The following is a 16,609-nucleotide window of genomic DNA, read 5'->3' as shown; positions in this document are numbered from 1 at the left end:
AACAAAATCTTTACATGAAAAAAATTTTTCTCCTTTTTCTTACTGTTTGTTTGATTTCATGTAGTGATGACCCGGGAAAGACAGGGGAATTGACCGATTTTTTACCTGTAAATGCCGGAGTGATCATTCAGATGCAAAATCCCGATCTTTTCTTCAGTAATCTAAGGAATAATGAGTTTATAAAATCCAATTCAGAAAACAAAAGTTTCAGAAAACTGAAAGAACAGTTGTCTATTCTTGATTATTTCCCGCATAACAAAGAGGCCTTACTTGTGCTAAACGCAAAGGAAGCTGATTCCCTGGATTTTACTTTTATAACCAGAAACACTCTCCTTCCTGGAAATTTAGATTCTATTTCCAATAAGCAAGTAGAGTCGATAAAGACAGCTAACGGAAATATCAAAAGGTATATTCTGGAAGAAAAAAAGGCCTTTTCGACAAGAATAGATAGCATCAACATTTTAAGTAATTCCAGACCAATTCTTGAAAAGATCCTTAGCGGAGAAACAGTAAATGATAATGACCTAAATACAGCTTTCAAGGCTGCCTCTAGAAAGAAAACTTCTGTTTTAATAAATCACAACAGAATTCCTTCCTTTCTGAAAGAAATTTTACCTCCGCAGTTTCCTGCTTTTAGCAATTGGACAGTTTTGGATACAGATATCACACAAGAGAAGATACTTCTAAACGGTATTACAGTAGCCACAGACAGCCTGCCCAGGCTTGTAAATGTCTATAAGGACGTGGGGGCGGCTCAAAATTCACTTGCAGGCATTACACCGGTGAATGCTGACAGCTTCACATCAATCACCTTTAAGGATTTTAAAAAATTAGAGACGAACCTGGCTTTTTTGAAGAGAAATACTCCTGACAGTCTTGAGCTGTCTGCAGCTGAAGTCTTTAGAAATTCAAATGAAGCCGGAGTTATCAGCCTTTCTGAAGGGGAAGTTCTTGCCATTGAGGTCTTGGATCCCGGGAGTGCTAAACAATCAATGAACTTTGAACCTGAAGTAGTTGAAGAATTCCGCGGAAATGACATCTATAGTCACCCCCATCCAAATGCTTTCCAACAGCTCCTGGAGCCGCTACTCAACCCAAAAGATCTTCATTTTTTCACATTTTTAAAGGGTTATGTTCTGTTCGCCGAAAGTTCCGAATCCTTGAAAGAAATGATCACTTCAGTCCAAAATGATCTCGTTCTGGCAAATACTGAAGCATATAAAACATCTTCTGAAAATCTCAGTTCAGAAGCATCGCTTTTAATGGTAAGAAATAATCAGGCTGGAAAAGTGGAGAATGATCTGGATTTTACAGATTATCCTTTAACTGCAATACAGGTAATCTACCAGGATAATTTTGCTCATATACACAGCGTGCTTACAAAAAATACTATTGTTCAAACTAAAGGAACAACTACCCAGGCTTCAGGGGTTAAATTAGGTGCGGCTCTTTCATCCAAACCGGTATTTTTCAGGAACCATCGTACTAAAGGGATGGATATTGCTGTGCAGGATATCGACAATACCCTTTACCTAATATCTCCTGAAGGAAAGATCTATTGGAAAAAGAGGCTCGATTCCCGCATTTTAGGAGATGTACAGACAGTGGATATTTTAAGAAATGGAAGATATCAACTCGCCTTTGCTACTCAGAATAAACTCCACATCATTGACAGAGATGGGAATCCCGTGAATCCTTTCCCTTTAAAGTTTAGGGATGATATTACACAGCCGCTATCTGTTTTTGATTACGGCGGAAAAAAAGATTATCGATTCGTAATTACCCAGGGAAATGAAGTTTTTATGTATGACCGGAAGGGAAGAAGTGTAAAAGGCTTTACTTTTTCAAAGACTTCATCAAAAATCACACACCCCCCGAAGCACATTAGAATTGGAAGCAAAGATTATATTGTGATTCCGGAAGAATCAGGAAAACTGAATATCCTGAGCCGCACCGGAAAAACAAGGGTGGCCGTAAAGGAAAATCTCGACCTAACCCAAAATAAATGGTACGAATACCAAGGCAACTTTATTTCCTCAAACAATTCAGGTCAAATTATAAATGTCACCGAACGAGGGAAAATTTCCCGTAACGACCTGGGATTGGCGGACAACCACCGCATTGTTGCAACAGAAAAAACTCTGGTCACACTATCAGACAATGAGTTGAAGATCAAAGGAAACTCTGCCACCCTGGATTTTGGATTGTATACAGAACCCCAGATCTTTTATCTCAACAACAAGATCTACGTAAGCTTAACCGACCTCCAGGCCAATAAGGTGTATCTGTTCGATAGTAACGCTGCTCTTTTGCCGGGCTTTCCAGTTTATGGAACTTCGGGGATTGATCTGGCAAATACCGATAAAGACCCAGCCCTGGAACTGGTTGTAAAAGGTGAGAAGGATGAAGTCCTTGTTTATGAACTTCAGTGATAAGTGAGCAGTGGTCGGTGGAGAGTAGACAGAAAGATTTCAGAAGACCATCAGTGAATCCGTGGCTAAAAAATCCGCCTAAGCCCTAAACCAATTCCGCTTCAAAAAGGGCAGAAAAATGCTTCTTTATTTTTGCCTTGACCTCTTCCACCGGCACTTCCTTAACTCCTAATTCTAAATTTAATGAAGTTACCGCCTTACCTTCAATTCCGCAGGGAATGATGTTGTCGAAGTAGCCGAGATCTGCATTTACATTAAAAGCAAAACCGTGCATGGTCACCCAGCGGCTTGCCCGCACGCCCATAGCACAGATCTTTCTTGCAAAAGGAGTTCCTTGATCCAGCCACACTCCCGTTTCACCGTCACTTCGACCTGCTTTTACACCATATTCTTCCAAGGTGAGTATAATAGTTTCCTCCAGCAGTCGCAGATATTTATGTATGTCGGAGAAGAAATTTTCCAGATCAAGAATTGGATATCCTACTATCTGTCCGGGGCCGTGATAGGTGATATCTCCTCCCCTGTTGATTTTATAGAAAGTAGCTTTTTTTTGCTTCAGCTGCTCTTCGTTAATTAGAAGGTTCGAAATATCTCCGCTTTTTCCGAGGGTATAAACGTGAGGATGTTCGACGAATAGAAGATGGTTCCCGGTAACTTCTGTAGTTCCTTCTCTACGGTTCCTTATCTTTTGATCAAGGATATTTTTGAAAAGCCTTTCCTGGTATTCCCAGGTATCCTTATAATCCTTAAGCCCCAACTCCTCAAATTGCACCTTCTTATTCAAATCCTTTCTTCCTTTTAACTGTGCTTATTATTATTTAAAATGATCAAAGCTGCTATCACTCCCGGCACCCACCCCAACAGGGTTAGGATAAGAACAATAAGAATAGATCCACAGCCCCTGTCTATTACTGCGAGGGGTGGAAAAAGAATCGATAATATTACTCTCCAAAGACTCATAAGCGATTACAAAAATAGCAATTTTGGGGAATCACATGGCTGCTTTCGGGCCATAAAAAACAATTGATTGGTTCTCCTAATGTCTGTATCTTTGCAAGTCAAATTTTGAAATAAACAAGATGCATTTATCTGAACAGGAACAAATTCGCCGGGAGAAACTGGATTCCCTGCGAAAACTGAATATAGATCCTTATCCCGCAGCGCTTTATCCCGTTGATCACACTACTTCTGAAATCAAAGCTGAATTTGAAGAAAATAAAAAGGTAGTCATAGCCGGAAGGCTAATGTCGAGAAGAATTCAGGGGAAGGCTTCCTTTGCTGAAATTCAGGATTCCACCGGAAGGATCCAGGTTTATTTTAACCGTGATGAGATCTGCCCCGGAGACGATAAAAGCAAATATAACGACGTATACAAGAAACTTCTTGACATAGGCGATTTCATTGGAATTGAGGGAAAACTCTTTAAAACCCAGGTGGGAGAGAAAACCGTAATGGTCGAGAATTTCACTCTTTTGAGCAAGTCCCTAAAGCCGCTGCCGCTACCAAAGACAGACAAGGAAGGAAAAACTTATGACGAGTTCAACGACCCCGAATTAAGATATCGCCAGCGGTATGCCGACCTGGTTGTGAATCCTAAAGTTAAGGAGATCTTTGTTAAGAGAACAAAGCTCTTTAATGCAATGCGGAATTTCTTCAATGACAAAGGATATTTTGAAGTTGAAACTCCAATTTTACAGTCCATTCCAGGTGGAGCCGCTGCGCGTCCATTTATAACACATCACAATGCTTTGGATATTCCGCTTTACCTTAGGATTGCTAATGAGCTTTACCTTAAAAGGCTGATTGTTGGTGGTTTCGACGGAGTTTATGAGTTCTCCAAAAACTTCCGCAATGAAGGTATGGACCGCACTCATAATCCAGAGTTTACTGCCATGGAGATCTATGTGGCGTACAAGGACTACAACTGGATGATGGAATTCACGGAGAATCTCCTGGAGCATTGTGCTATTGCTGTTAACGGCACCACAGAAGCTACTTTTGGAAAACATCAGGTAGATTTCAAAGCCCCATACGCACGCATCACCATGACCGATGCAATTAAGAAATTCACCGGCTTCGACATTACAGGCAAGTCTGAAAAAGAACTTTTTGAGGCTGCAAAAAGCATGGGTATCGAAGTAGATGACACCATGGGGAAAGGCAAGCTCATTGACGAGATCTTTGGCGAAAAATGTGAAGGTAATTTTATTCAGCCGACATTTATCACAGATTATCCGAAGGAGATGAGTCCGCTTTGTAAGGAGCACCGGGAAAATTCCGAGCTCACTGAAAGGTTCGAATTGATGGTTTGCGGAAAAGAGATCGCCAATGCTTATTCCGAGCTTAACGATCCTATTGACCAGCGAAATCGTTTTGAAGAGCAGCTAAAACTTTCTGAAAAAGGGGACGACGAAGCCATGTTTATCGATAATGACTTCTTACGAGCTCTTGAATATGGGATGCCTCCAACTTCAGGTTTGGGAATTGGAATGGATCGTTTGATCATGTTCCTTACCAACAAACAATCCATTCAGGAAGTACTTTTCTTCCCTCAAATGAAGCCCGAAAAGAAGATTGCTACTCCAAAACCCGAAGATTTTATCAAAATTGGTGTGCCACAGGAGTGGGTAGACACGGTGATGCACGAATATGGAACAGTTGCGAGGCTAAAGGAAAATAAACCAACACAGGTACATCAAAAGCTGAATGGCCTTCGCAAAAAGAATAAATTACCCATAGCTGCACTGCAGCTGGACGAGGTAGAAAAGTGGTTCTAAAATGCCATTTTTGAACTGGCACTAAGAGGCTGTTTAAAAAAAATCGTCGTAAGGCTGAACCTGTTTCAGCTTCCAGTTTAGTTGGATTTTCAATTAACTTGGATCCTGAAATTAATTCAGGATGACATCTCTCCGGTTTTTTTGAACAGCCTCTTTAATTTATAGCAGGACAGCCACAGTGGTAGCGAGCACGGGGTGCTCCAAAGTTATAGCCCAGTGTCAATTGATGAAATCCGCTGTTACTTAGCACGACATCATTAAACTGCTGCGAGTAAGTATATCCAATTAAAAAACTCCGGAATTCTACTCCCGCGAAAGGAGTGACATACCTAATATTTTCAAGATTGTCCTCTTCTATTTTATCGAGACCCTGCCGGTAAGAAAGTCCTGCCCACACCTGTCCAAAACCAAAATTCCGGTAGGCTTTCAGGTTAACATCTGCAGTTTTTTCCGAAGTATCTTCAACAATTTGTAACATGGCCGAGGGTTCCAAAAACCAGTCATAGGAAGGTGAAAAAATATATCCGGCTGTAAGAAAGTACCTGCGTTGGTTAATTGCGATATTATCTGAATTAAACAGCTCCCGTGTAACAGGCAGCAGGTTCTTTGCGGCAAGATGCACATAAAGATCCTTTCTAAAATAGGACATTCCCACATCCATATTGGCGTAACTCACGGAAGTTTTATCCTGTCCTATAACGGGATCTGGTTGATCAAATCCGCTTTGATCGAGCCGGTGCTGGATAATCCCGGCACTAATCCCGAAGCTCAGCCTGTGCAACTCCAGGTCTCCGGAAGGGAGTCTTAAATGATAGGCGAAGGTCCCGTAAGCACCCGATTTTGAAAAGTTACCGTTTTGGTCGTTAAAAATTATAGCGCCAATCCCCTCCCTGTTCCCAAGTCTGCCATTAACTGTAAGCGTCTGCATTCCCGGGGCATCGGCAACCTCAAACCACTGTTGCCGCGCAGTGATACGTAATTGATTTCTACCCGCAGCCCCTGCGAGAGAGGGATGTAACAGGTAAAGATTGTCGGTGAGATAATCTGAATAAGTAGGGATGATCTCCTGGGCAGCAGTGCGGTCACTGCTGAAGAACGATCCTAAACTAAAGGCCCAGAAAAGGCATTTTAGAAGGTTTTTACTTTTTGTATGTCCTACCATATTAACGCTTTAAGGTAAAGTGGCCTGTTTGGGGTTCAAAACCCTCAATAGAAATGTGATACCAGTAATCTTCTGCAGGCAGGTCTCTTCCGTTAAAAGTTCCATTCCATGAAAATCCTGCCCCTTCGCCCATTGCCACTAATTTCCCATACCTATCAAAGATTCTGATCTCTGAGCTGCTGAAGTATTCAACTCCTTTCAGCTCAAATCGATCATTCATTCCGTCACCATTCGGAGTGATGAATTTTGGAAGCACAATATGAGGAAATTCTTCTGAAACTGTGTTACAACCTTCAAGATCCCGAACATAGGCCGTATAAATTCCGCCGGAAACATTTTGAAAGATATTTGACCGCTGAAAATTGCTACCGTCAAGGGAATATTCGAACTGCCCGGAATTAGAAGGTTCAATGATCACAGTAGAACCTTCGGAGGTAATATTTCCTATTCCGGCAACATCAACCGGTTCAACTTCAAACCTCTTTGTGGCACTACATCCATTAGCATTGGTGAGGGTCACGGAATAATTTCCCGGCTGATTTATTGCGATCTGCCTCGTTGTCATGCCGGTATTCCACCTGTAACTAAAATTCCCTCCTCCTGCATCAAGTTGTATTTCACTGCCTGTACAAAGGCGTCGAACCTCATCATTCACCATTGGTTTGGAAAAAATTCTTAGCTTAACGGGGGTGCGTGGGCCGGGATCACAGCTAAAGCCTGTTTTTGCAGCTTCAGCATAGTAAGTTCCTTCGGTAGCGGGAAAAAATGACCGGCCGGTTCCAATGGTCTCACCGCCTGAAGCAGACTCAAACCAAAAAACCGATTCATCATCTTCTACGCTTACCGCCAGGGGCGGGATATTATCACCTTCACAAACCTCCACGTCCCCTTCACTTATCGGGGCCTCAGGATCTTCTACCACAATGACTGCAAAGGCTTCAGAAGCAGAACTACAGAGATTATCGGCCAAATTCACAGCATCTTCAGCCACTTTCACCCTGTAATAACGGGTGGAATTAACAGAGGGAGAAGAAAAGCTGCTACCTGTTTCTCCAGGGATATCCTGCCAGTTCTCTTCATCTGTACTTTCCTGCCATTGAAAAGCGTAGCTGTTGTACACAGAACCATCCGGCGAGGCTGTAAGATCAACTGTTACAGGAGCCTCGGGTTCACAAACCTCCATGGAATTCCCTCCGGTGACATCAGAAGTTATTTCTGTGAGATCACCACAGGACCTAAAAATAATATCATCTATAGCAAGATCATTCCCACAGCCTCCAATTCCATTATTGAACATTCGCAGAATCACATTTGATTGTCCTGCCTGAGATCGAAATACCAGAGCATACTGCTCCCATTTTGGAGAAGAAGTTCCATCGATATCTCCTGTACTTCCGTTTGCTAAAAGTGAAGAATCAGTTTCGTCCCAGATTTCAAAGCGCACATTGATCGGAATTCCGGTGCCGGGACAGACGTCTACACTTGCAGCGTCATACACATTTATCAAGAAAGCTGAAAATTCGTAAGTGGTAGCTTCACAGAGGCCGGAGATCTCTGTCTCGTAGAACATTCCTGCTGTATTTTCGTTGGCATTTACTACCAGCGCCTTCCCGTTCGACAAGGTCGTTTGCGGAAAAGCGGAATGCCAGCTTCCGTTGTTCTGGCCTATTCTGCTGGAGATGGTATATTGCCCGTCATTTGGATCACCTGTGACATAGGTATAGGTAGTAACCCCTGCAGGCAATGGAGCCCCGGTACCTATTCCCGTTCCGAAAGTCTCATGAAAAATAGGGTCTCCTTTACTGCCGGGGCAAAATCCCAGCTGGGAAAAAGCACTTCCGGAGATAAGAATGAAAATAAGAAGTAAGGGAGTTCTCATCTTCCCTCAAAGGTACGGGAAAGCAAAGAGATTTTAAGATAATTTTAGCAGCTTGTGTCTATGATCTTTATCAGGCCTTTCGGCTTCTTCATTAAAATATTAAACCTTTTACTGCTTCTCCCGTCTAACTATCAGCAAAGTGCACCTCCATTTATTTTAACAGCTTTTGGTTAGGCAACCGAAGACTGTTTTCCTAAATTGGGCAAATTCTTAACTAAAAATTTACAATTAATGAACAACCGACTATTGTTCCGGCTGGTTATTGTTTTCTTTTCTTTTTCAATAACAAGCTGCGCCGTCTTTCAACCTGAAAAGGATAAGAAAACGGCCGCAACAGCCAAACCCGCCGAAAAAGATAAGAACGGGATCAAACCTTACGACAAGGTGATCACCAAAAAAGCAAAATCTGATACCGGATTATTCACCGTACATCAAATTGATGATGATTACTATTACGAGATCCCAGACAGCCTTTTCAACCGCGAAATGCTTATGGTCACCAGGATCGCTCAAACTGCTTCGGGCATAGGTTTTGGTGGAGGAAAGCAAAATGAACAAGTGCTGAGATGGGAAAAGAAGAACAAAAATGTGCTTCTTCGCGTAGTTTCCCACGATGTTTATGCAGCTGATTCCCTTCCTGTTCACGAAGCCGTGGTAAATTCCAATTTTGAACCTATTCTTTTTTCCTTTGACATTGAAGCTTATCACAAAGATTCTGTGAACAATGCCACTGTAATCAAAGTGACAGATCTTTTCAAAAAAGATGTACAGGCTCTAGGTTTTCCGGAAAGAAGTCGTAAAAACTACAAGATCAGCCGCCTTGATGATAGCAGATCTTATATTGATACTATTAGAAGTTATCCCGAAAACATTGAGGTTCGTCACGTAAAGACGTACAACGCCGGGGAACCACCTTCAAATTCAAGCACAGGATCTATTTCCGTAAAAATGAGCAACTCTATGATCCTGCTGCCAAAAGTACCTATGGAAAGAAGGTACTATGATGAGCGCGTTGGCTGGTTTACTACAGGGCAAACAGATTATGGTCTTGATGCTCAAAAAAGTGAAACTGTGCGCTACCTTGACCGCTGGAGACTTGAGGTGAAGGAAGAAGATATGGAGAAATTCAAGCGGGGAGAATTGGTGGAGCCTAAAGAACCAATCGTGTATTACGTAGACCGTGCTACTCCAAAGAAGTGGGTTCCATACATCAAGCAGGGAATTGAAGACTGGCAGGTTGCTTTTGAAGCTGCAGGTTTTAAAAATGCCATTATTGCCAAAGATCCTCCATCCAAAGAGGAAGACCCGGACTGGAGCCCGGAAGATGTGCGTTATTCTGTAGTGCGTTATCTTGCCTCTCCCATTCCAAATGCCAATGGACCTCACGTTAGTGATCCGCGTTCGGGAGAGATCCTGGAATCGGATATCAACTGGTACCACAATGTAATGACCCTGTTGAGAAACTGGTATTTTGTTCAGACCGCGGCAATTAATGAAGAAGCACGCGGAGTTGAATTTAAGGATGAGATCATGGGGCGTTTAATCAGGTTTGTATCTGCTCACGAAGTAGGACACACTATTGGACTTCCACACAACATGGGAAGTAGTGTAGCTTATTCTGTTGAGTCTCTTAGAGATCCAGAATTCACTAAGAAATATGGAACAGCTCCTTCTATTATGGATTATGCACGTTTTAACTACGTGGCTCAGCCGGAAGACGGAGACGTAGCCTTAATGCCAAACATTGGGCCGTACGATAAGTATGCCGTAATGTGGGGTTATAAACCAATTCCTGAAAAGGTTGGAAAAGAGGAAAAAGAGATCCTTGATTCATGGATCCTTGAAAAAGCAGGTGATCCTATGTACAGATTTGGAGCCCAGCAGAGCAGCGTAATTGATCCAACTTCTCAGACCGAAGATTTAGGCGATGATTCTGTTCTTGCCAGCCAGTATGGGATCAAAAACCTGAAAAGAATTGTCCCTAACCTAATCGAATGGACTGCTGAAAAAGGAAAGGATTACGAAGATCTTGAAACCATGTACGAGCAGGTGCTTGGCCAGTACAACCGCTATATGGGCCATGTTGCTGCCAACGTGGGTGGGGTGATCAAGGAAACCAAAACTTACGACCAGGAAGGCGCCGTGTATTTCCACGTAACTCCCGAAAAGCAGCAAAACGCCATGAATTTCCTTCAGGAGGAACTATTCTCAACTCCCGAATGGTTGATCGATCAGGAGATCTTCAACAGGATCGAATTTGACGGCAGCGTTGAAAGAATAAGAAATACTCAGGAGAGAACGCTCAACAACCTTCTTGACTTCGGAAGAATGGCAAGATTGATCGAGAACCGCGAAATGAACGGAAGCGATGCCTACGGACTTCTGGAAATGATGCAGGATTTAAGAACCGGAATCTGGAGTGAATTGAGAAGAGGTCAGAACATTGATACTTACAGAAGGAATCTTCAGCGAGCATATATTGACAGAATGGAATATCTAATGAATGAAGAACAGGAGTCAATTCCTGCGCGTTACCGTTCCTGGATCACCCGCTCCAATATCGATGTGGCGCAGAGTGATATTCGTCCGGTTGTGAGAGGCGAGCTCAAAAGGCTTCAGCGTGATCTTCGCAACAGCATTGGCCGAAGCAGAGATACCCTAACGCGTTATCATTTAGAAGATGCTTTGGAAAGAGTAAATCTTATACTCGACCCGAATAGTTAATCTCTTTCTTATACTATAGAAAAGAGCCGGACGATTGTCCGGCTCTTTCATTTTATGAGGTGTCAAAAATGCCATTTTTGACTAACCTATATTGACACTTCTCAATCTTAGGGCATTGGCAATTACCGATACCGAACTAAAGCTCATAGCCAATGCTGCGATCATGGGAGAAAGCAGAATTCCGAAGAACGGGAACAAAACCCCGGCCGCAATTGGCACTCCCAGGGTATTGTAGATCAAGGCAAAGAACAGGTTCTGCTTAATATTCTTCATCACTTTTTTGCTCAGGTTCTTGGCTTTTACAACTCCGTGCAGGTCCCCTTTTACCAGGGTGATTTCTGCGCTTTCTATAGCCACATCGGTTCCTGTACCCATAGCAATTCCGATATCGGCTTTGGCAAGTGCGGGTGCATCATTGATCCCATCTCCTGCCATGGCAACCTTTTTCCCTTGTTGCTGAAGTTTCGAAACTTCCTCCATTTTATCCTGTGGCAGCATTCCCGCCCTAAAACCTGAAAGATGTAACTCCTTAGCCACTGCACTAGCCGTAACTTCGTTGTCACCCGTGAGCATCACCACCTCAACGCCCGCGTCTATAAGGTCTGAAATAGCTTGTCGGCTCGTCTTCTTAATTGGATCGGTGATAGTAAGATAACCGCTCACCTTTCCATTCACAGCCACATAAGAAACAGTTTTCCCTTGTTCCTGTTCAGCTTTTACCTGTTGCTGAAGGTCATTGCTTATATCAGCATTGATCTCCTGCATAAGCTTATCATTCCCTATAGCAGCCGATTTTCCTTCTGAAGTTCCTGTAACTCCTTTTCCGGTTACGGCATTAAAGTCCGATGCTTCGGAAAATTTCAAATTCTTATCCTTTGCGTATCGCACTGTAGCTTCTGCCAGGGGATGTTCACTCTGTGCATTAACTGAAGCTATTATTTGTACCAGCTCTTCTTCAGAAATACCTCCGGAAGCCACAACTTTTTCAACTGAAGGTTTTCCCTCGGTAATAGTTCCTGTCTTATCAATAATAAGCACATCGATCTTGTCCATTTGCTCCAGAGACTGAGCATTCTTGATAAGCACCCCGTTCTGAGCTCCTTTTCCAACTCCTACCATGACCGACATAGGAGTGGCCAATCCAAGCGCACAGGGACAGGCAATGATCAATACTGCAATGGCATTGATGAGGGCGTAAACATAGCTGGGTTCAGGGCCAAATGCTGCCCACACGAAGAAAGTAATGACCGATATGATCACTACAACCGGCACAAAATATCCCGAAATCTTATCTGCCAGCTTCTGAATGGGTGCCTGCGACCTGCTGGCATCATTCACCATTTTAATGATCTGGGCCAGCAGGGTCTCATCCCCTACTTTTTCGGCTTTCATGGTAAAACTCCTGTTACCGTTGATCGTGCCCGAAGTAACTTTATCACCTTCAGCTTTTTCAACCGGCACAGGCTCTCCTGTGATCATCGATTCATCAATGTTGGTCTGGCCCTTCTCTATACTTCCGTCAACAGGAATTTTATCTCCGGGTTTTACCCTTAGGACATTCCCCACTTCAATTTCATCGGTATGGATCTCACGTTCTTCTCCATTGACCACCAAAGTGGCTTTATTCGGTGCAAGTTTCAACAGTTCTTTAATAGCCGAATTTGTGCGGCTGTGTGCTCTTGCTTCCAGTAATTGTCCTAGTAGAACGAGAGTCAGAATTACTGTCGCGGCTTCGAAATACACGTGCACGGTTCCTTCATGAGTCAGGAACTGCTCCGGAAACCAGTCCGGGAATAACATTCCAAAGACACTGAATAACCATGCCACACCCGCACCAATTCCGATGAGGGTGAACATGTTCAGGTTCCAGGTCACTATAGAACGATAGGCTCTTTCAAAGAACATCCAGGTGGCATAAAAAACCACCGGAATCGAAAGTCCCAGCTGCACCCAATTCCAGGCCTCCATACTCATCCAGTCATAAATAGGATTCCCCGGGATCATTTCTCCCATCGCTATCAGGAAGATCGGGATGGTAAATCCCACGGCTATTTTGAACTTTTTGAGCAGTTTGTTGTAGGATTTCTTTTCAGCCGAAAGTTCCGGTTCCATGCGCACCAGGTCCATTCCGCAAATGGGACAGCTTCCCGGTTCATCCTCCTTAATTTCAGGGTGCATTGGGCAGGTATACAATGGTTGCTCGGCTTTTAAGCTTACTTCCTCCACCAGATCCATTCCGCAGACGGGGCAGTCTCCGGGCTTGTTATATGTTTTGTCTCCTTCACAGTGCATAGGACAATAAAAAGTCCCTGTGCCTTTGCCCTGAGGCATTTTAGGCTTAGGTGGAGCTGTAACATTCTGCCCGGGTAAATAAATATTATACGTGCTCCCGTCCTTTCTTAGCGCTTCCTGAAACACATTTACAGCAATGGGATTTTCTGAAGAAATAACTGCCTCTGCCTTTTCCAGGTTAACCTTCGCCTCTTTGACACCTTCTACTTTCTGGAGCGTCTCCTCCACATGTGCACGACACCCGCTGCAGGTCATGCCGGTCACCTGGTATTTCTCCATTGATCCTGTTGAATGAATATGGTATTTACTACTGTCTTTTTGCAATGCATCTTCAAAAACTCCAATGGGAATGTGCTTTTCCATCCCGACGACAGCTTCAGCTTTTTCGAGATCTACAGAAGCAGATTTTACTCCGTCGACATTGCGCAAAGTTTCCTCAACATGCGCCCGACAACCATTGCAGGTCATGCCGGTGATCTTGTAGGTGTGGGTCATGCCTGTCTCGACTTTGCCAAAGTTTTCACCATCAGCGGCAGTGCTATCATCACGACCCGAACTCTCATTTTTTGGAACTTTGGCAAGGTTTGATCCTTCTCCTTCTTCCTTCTCAAAAATGTGATATTTCCCGTTGTCTTTTTGCAAAGCATCCTCCAAAACCTTAATCGGGATGTGCTTTTCCATTCCGACGACAGCTTCAGCTTTTTGGAGATCTACAGAAGCACTTGTCACTCCATCCACTTTGCCCAATGTTTCCTCAACATGCGCCCGACAACCATTGCAGGTCATGCCGGTAATCTTGTAAGTGTGAGTCATCCCTGTCTCAACTTTGTCAAAGTTTTCACCCTCAGCAGCAGTTGCATTATCATGACCCGAATTTTCAATTTTTGGAACTTTGGCAAAGTTTGATCCTTCTCCTTCTTCCTTCTCAAAAATGTGATATTTTCCGTTGTCTTTTTGCAAAGCATTCTCTAGAACTTCAATCGGGATGTGCTTTTCCATCCCGACGACAGCTTCAGCTTTTTCGAGATCTACAGAAGCAGATTTTACTCCGTCGACATTGCGCAAAGTTTTCTCAACATGCGCCCGACAACCGTTGCAGGTCATGCCGGTGATCTTATAGGTGTGAGTCATCCCTGTCTCAACTTTGTCAAAGTTGTCGCCATCAGCGGCAGTGCTATCATCACGACCCGAATTCTCCTTTTTAGGAACTTTGGCAAAGTTTAAATCTTCTTCCGAAGTCCCGGGAGCTAGAATATGATAACTGCCTCCGCTTTTTTGAAGAGCAGTTTCAAAAATGTCCCAGGGAATATGCTGTTCCATCTCGATCACAGCCTCTCCTTTTTGCAGATCCACGGCTGCAGATTTTACGCCGTCCACTTTGCGCAATGTATCCTCAACATGCGCCCGACAGCCATTGCAGGTCATTCCGGTAATCTTATAGGTGTGGGTCATGCTTGCCTCAACTTTGCCAAAGTTTTCACCATCAGCAGCAGTTGCATTATCATGACCCGAATTCTCCTTTTTTGGAACTTTGGCAAAGTTTGATTCTGATCCCAAGTTCTCTTCAACTTTGCCAAAGTTTTCACCATCAGATGCAGTGGTATCATCATAACTCAAATCTTCCTTTTTTGGAACTTTGGCAAAGTTTGATTCAGATCCTGAATTCTCTTCAACTTTGCCAAAGTTTTCACCATCAGCGGCAGTTGTATCATCAAGACCCGAATTCTCCTTTTTTGGAACTTTGGCAAAGTTTGATTCAGATCCTGAATTCTCTTCAACTTTACCAAAGTTTTCCCCACCAGCGGCAGTGCTATCATCACGACCCGAATTCTTATTTTTTGGAACTTTGGCAAAGTTTAAATCTTCTTCCGAAGTTCCGGGGGCCAGGATGTGATAATTGCCTCCGCTTTTTTGAAGAGCAGTTTCAAAAATGTCCCAGGGAATATGCTGTTCCATTTCGATCACAGCCTCTCCTTTTTGCAGATCCACGGCTGCAGATTTTACTCCGTCAACCTTCCGCAGTGTTTCCTCAACATGTGCCCGACAACCATTGCAGGTCATGCCGGTAATTTTATAAGTATGTTTCATCTCTTACACTTTTACATCCCAAAGTTCGCAGGAATAAAAGCGGAAATGTTATACAATTCTGGAAATTTGTGGTAAGATTCTAAAGCTTGTCCAGAGGAATACGTTTATTTTCCTTTACCTGCTTAAAATGGGTGGGCGTTAAACCCGTTACTTTTTTGAACTGCTTGCTAAGATGGGAGACGCTTGAATAATTGAGTTGGAGGGCGATCTCGCTCAGGGAAAGTTCGTCGTAGACCAGCAGTTCCTTCACCCTTTCGATCTTCTGGTGAATAAGATATTGTTCAATGGTCATGCCCTGCACTTCAGAAAAAAGTTTGCTCAGGGCAGAATAATCCTGGTGAAATTTATCTGAAAGATGTTCCGAAAATGTCATTTTTGGAAGGTCTTCCGGATTCCGGACCAGTTCGACCACCGCAGTTTTTACGCTCTCAATGAGCCGGGTCTTTTTATCATCAATTAGTTCGAAACCGAGTTTTTCCAGCCGCTCATTCAGCAGCTTTTTTTCTTCAGCAGAGAGATCGCGCTCTACTTCGGCCATCCCGAGCTCTACTGTAAGAGGATGAAGCCCGAACTGTTCGAGCTCAGACTTCACCATCATATTACAGCGGTTACAAACCATATTTTTGATGAATAGCTTCACGCTTAGCTCCCGGTAATAGTACCTTCAACTCTTCCGCACTTCAACATCTTATCCCCGTAGTAAGGATTTCTGATCTCCTTGGAAGCAGATAGCCAGTAAGCACCTTTCCCGTCGAAGGCCATAGGGCAAAATTGTTTATAGACCTCACCAGACCTAAGAGAACCTCTCAACATTTCTTCCATTGCCATAGAAAGATCTTCAAAAGCCGTTCTTTGTTCATTAATGTTCTGAGAATTACCAATGGTTTGAGCTGCCTCAAGTGCCTCTGTGTTATTTTCAACTTTGTTTAATACTTCAGCAAGCATCTTCCCGCCGCTTTGAGCTTCTTCTGCGTTGGTGTTTACAAGTGCAGTTTTAATGTGCATATAATGTTGATATGCTTCACCCATTTTCTCATCCCTAAAACCAACTGCCCCAGACTGCCCGTCGTCAAGATTAGCGCTCATTTCGCCCATGTCGTGGTCATCGGTCTCCTCCATGTGCATTTCATTCTGCATTGGCATCGCACCGTCTTCTATTTCATTTTCTTTTTTTGTCTCTCCACAGGAAGCCAGTAAAAAAGCTCCTGCCAAAGCCAGCATTGTCATTTTTGTTCTTTTCATTTTTCTGTTGTTT

General features: G+C 43.4%; 10 protein-coding genes. 3 read left to right on the top strand and 7 right to left on the bottom strand.

What is annotated here, in order from left to right; all coding sequences use genetic code 11:
- The first annotated feature begins 14 nt into the window (after positions 1 to 14).
- Positions 15 to 2,432, top strand: a complete 2,418-nt coding sequence (locus VR862_RS10580; RefSeq protein ID WP_324720939.1) for a PQQ-binding-like beta-propeller repeat protein — start codon at positions 15 to 17, stop codon at positions 2,430 to 2,432.
- Between the two features lie 85 nt (positions 2,433 to 2,517).
- On the opposite strand, the gene lipB is transcribed toward VR862_RS10580, so the two are convergent.
- The gene (gene lipB, locus VR862_RS10575) at positions 2,518 to 3,216 is read right to left on the bottom strand and encodes a lipoyl(octanoyl) transferase LipB (protein WP_324720938.1); all 699 of its coding nucleotides are present in this window, start codon (positions 3,214 to 3,216) and stop codon (positions 2,518 to 2,520) included.
- A 14-nt stretch (positions 3,217 to 3,230) separates the two neighbouring features.
- Positions 3,231 to 3,392, bottom strand: a complete 162-nt coding sequence (locus VR862_RS10570) for a YqaE/Pmp3 family membrane protein (RefSeq protein WP_324720937.1) — start codon at positions 3,390 to 3,392, stop codon at positions 3,231 to 3,233.
- Positions 3,393 to 3,511: 119 nt separating this feature from the next.
- On the opposite strand from VR862_RS10570, the gene lysS reads away from it, so the two are divergent.
- On the top strand, positions 3,512 to 5,209 hold the full coding sequence (gene lysS / locus VR862_RS10565) for a lysine--tRNA ligase (RefSeq protein WP_324720936.1): 1,698 nt from the start codon (positions 3,512 to 3,514) through the stop codon (positions 5,207 to 5,209).
- A 154-nt stretch (positions 5,210 to 5,363) separates the two neighbouring features.
- Here lysS and VR862_RS10560 read toward each other — a convergent pair whose 3' ends face one another.
- Together VR862_RS10560 and VR862_RS10555 are read right to left on the bottom strand one after the other, a co-directional pair.
- Positions 5,364 to 6,371, bottom strand: coding sequence for a PorP/SprF family type IX secretion system membrane protein (locus tag VR862_RS10560; RefSeq protein WP_324720935.1), 1,008 nt, complete (start codon positions 6,369 to 6,371; stop codon positions 5,364 to 5,366).
- A 1-nt stretch (position 6,372) separates the two neighbouring features.
- A complete protein-coding gene (locus VR862_RS10555) occupies positions 6,373 to 8,250 on the bottom strand; it encodes a T9SS type B sorting domain-containing protein (RefSeq protein WP_324720934.1) in 1,878 nt (625 codons plus the stop codon).
- 231 nt (positions 8,251 to 8,481) lie between these two features.
- Between VR862_RS10555 and VR862_RS10550 the strand changes: the two genes are divergently transcribed.
- Positions 8,482 to 10,974, top strand: coding sequence for a zinc-dependent metalloprotease (locus VR862_RS10550; RefSeq protein ID WP_324720933.1), 2,493 nt, complete (start codon positions 8,482 to 8,484; stop codon positions 10,972 to 10,974).
- 81 nt (positions 10,975 to 11,055) lie between these two features.
- Here the strand turns inward: VR862_RS10550 and VR862_RS10545 are convergent, their stop codons facing one another.
- From VR862_RS10545 to VR862_RS10535, 3 genes are all read right to left on the bottom strand, one after another.
- A complete protein-coding gene (locus VR862_RS10545) occupies positions 11,056 to 15,354 on the bottom strand; it encodes a heavy metal translocating P-type ATPase (protein ID WP_324720932.1) in 4,299 nt (1,432 codons plus the stop codon).
- Between the two features lie 79 nt (positions 15,355 to 15,433).
- Complete coding sequence (locus VR862_RS10540; protein WP_324720931.1) at positions 15,434 to 15,952, bottom strand: helix-turn-helix domain-containing protein; 519 nt, start codon at positions 15,950 to 15,952, stop codon at positions 15,434 to 15,436.
- 44 nt (positions 15,953 to 15,996) lie between these two features.
- On the bottom strand, positions 15,997 to 16,596 hold the full coding sequence (locus VR862_RS10535; RefSeq protein WP_324720930.1) for a DUF3347 domain-containing protein: 600 nt from the start codon (positions 16,594 to 16,596) through the stop codon (positions 15,997 to 15,999).
- Positions 16,597 to 16,609: the final 13 nt, after the last annotated feature.

The sequence above is a fragment of the Salinimicrobium aquimaris genome (genome assembly GCF_035607535.1).
In the GTDB taxonomy this organism is placed as follows: Bacteria; Bacteroidota; Bacteroidia; order Flavobacteriales; family Flavobacteriaceae; genus Salinimicrobium.
This window is presented reverse-complemented; position numbering and strand designations above follow the sequence as displayed.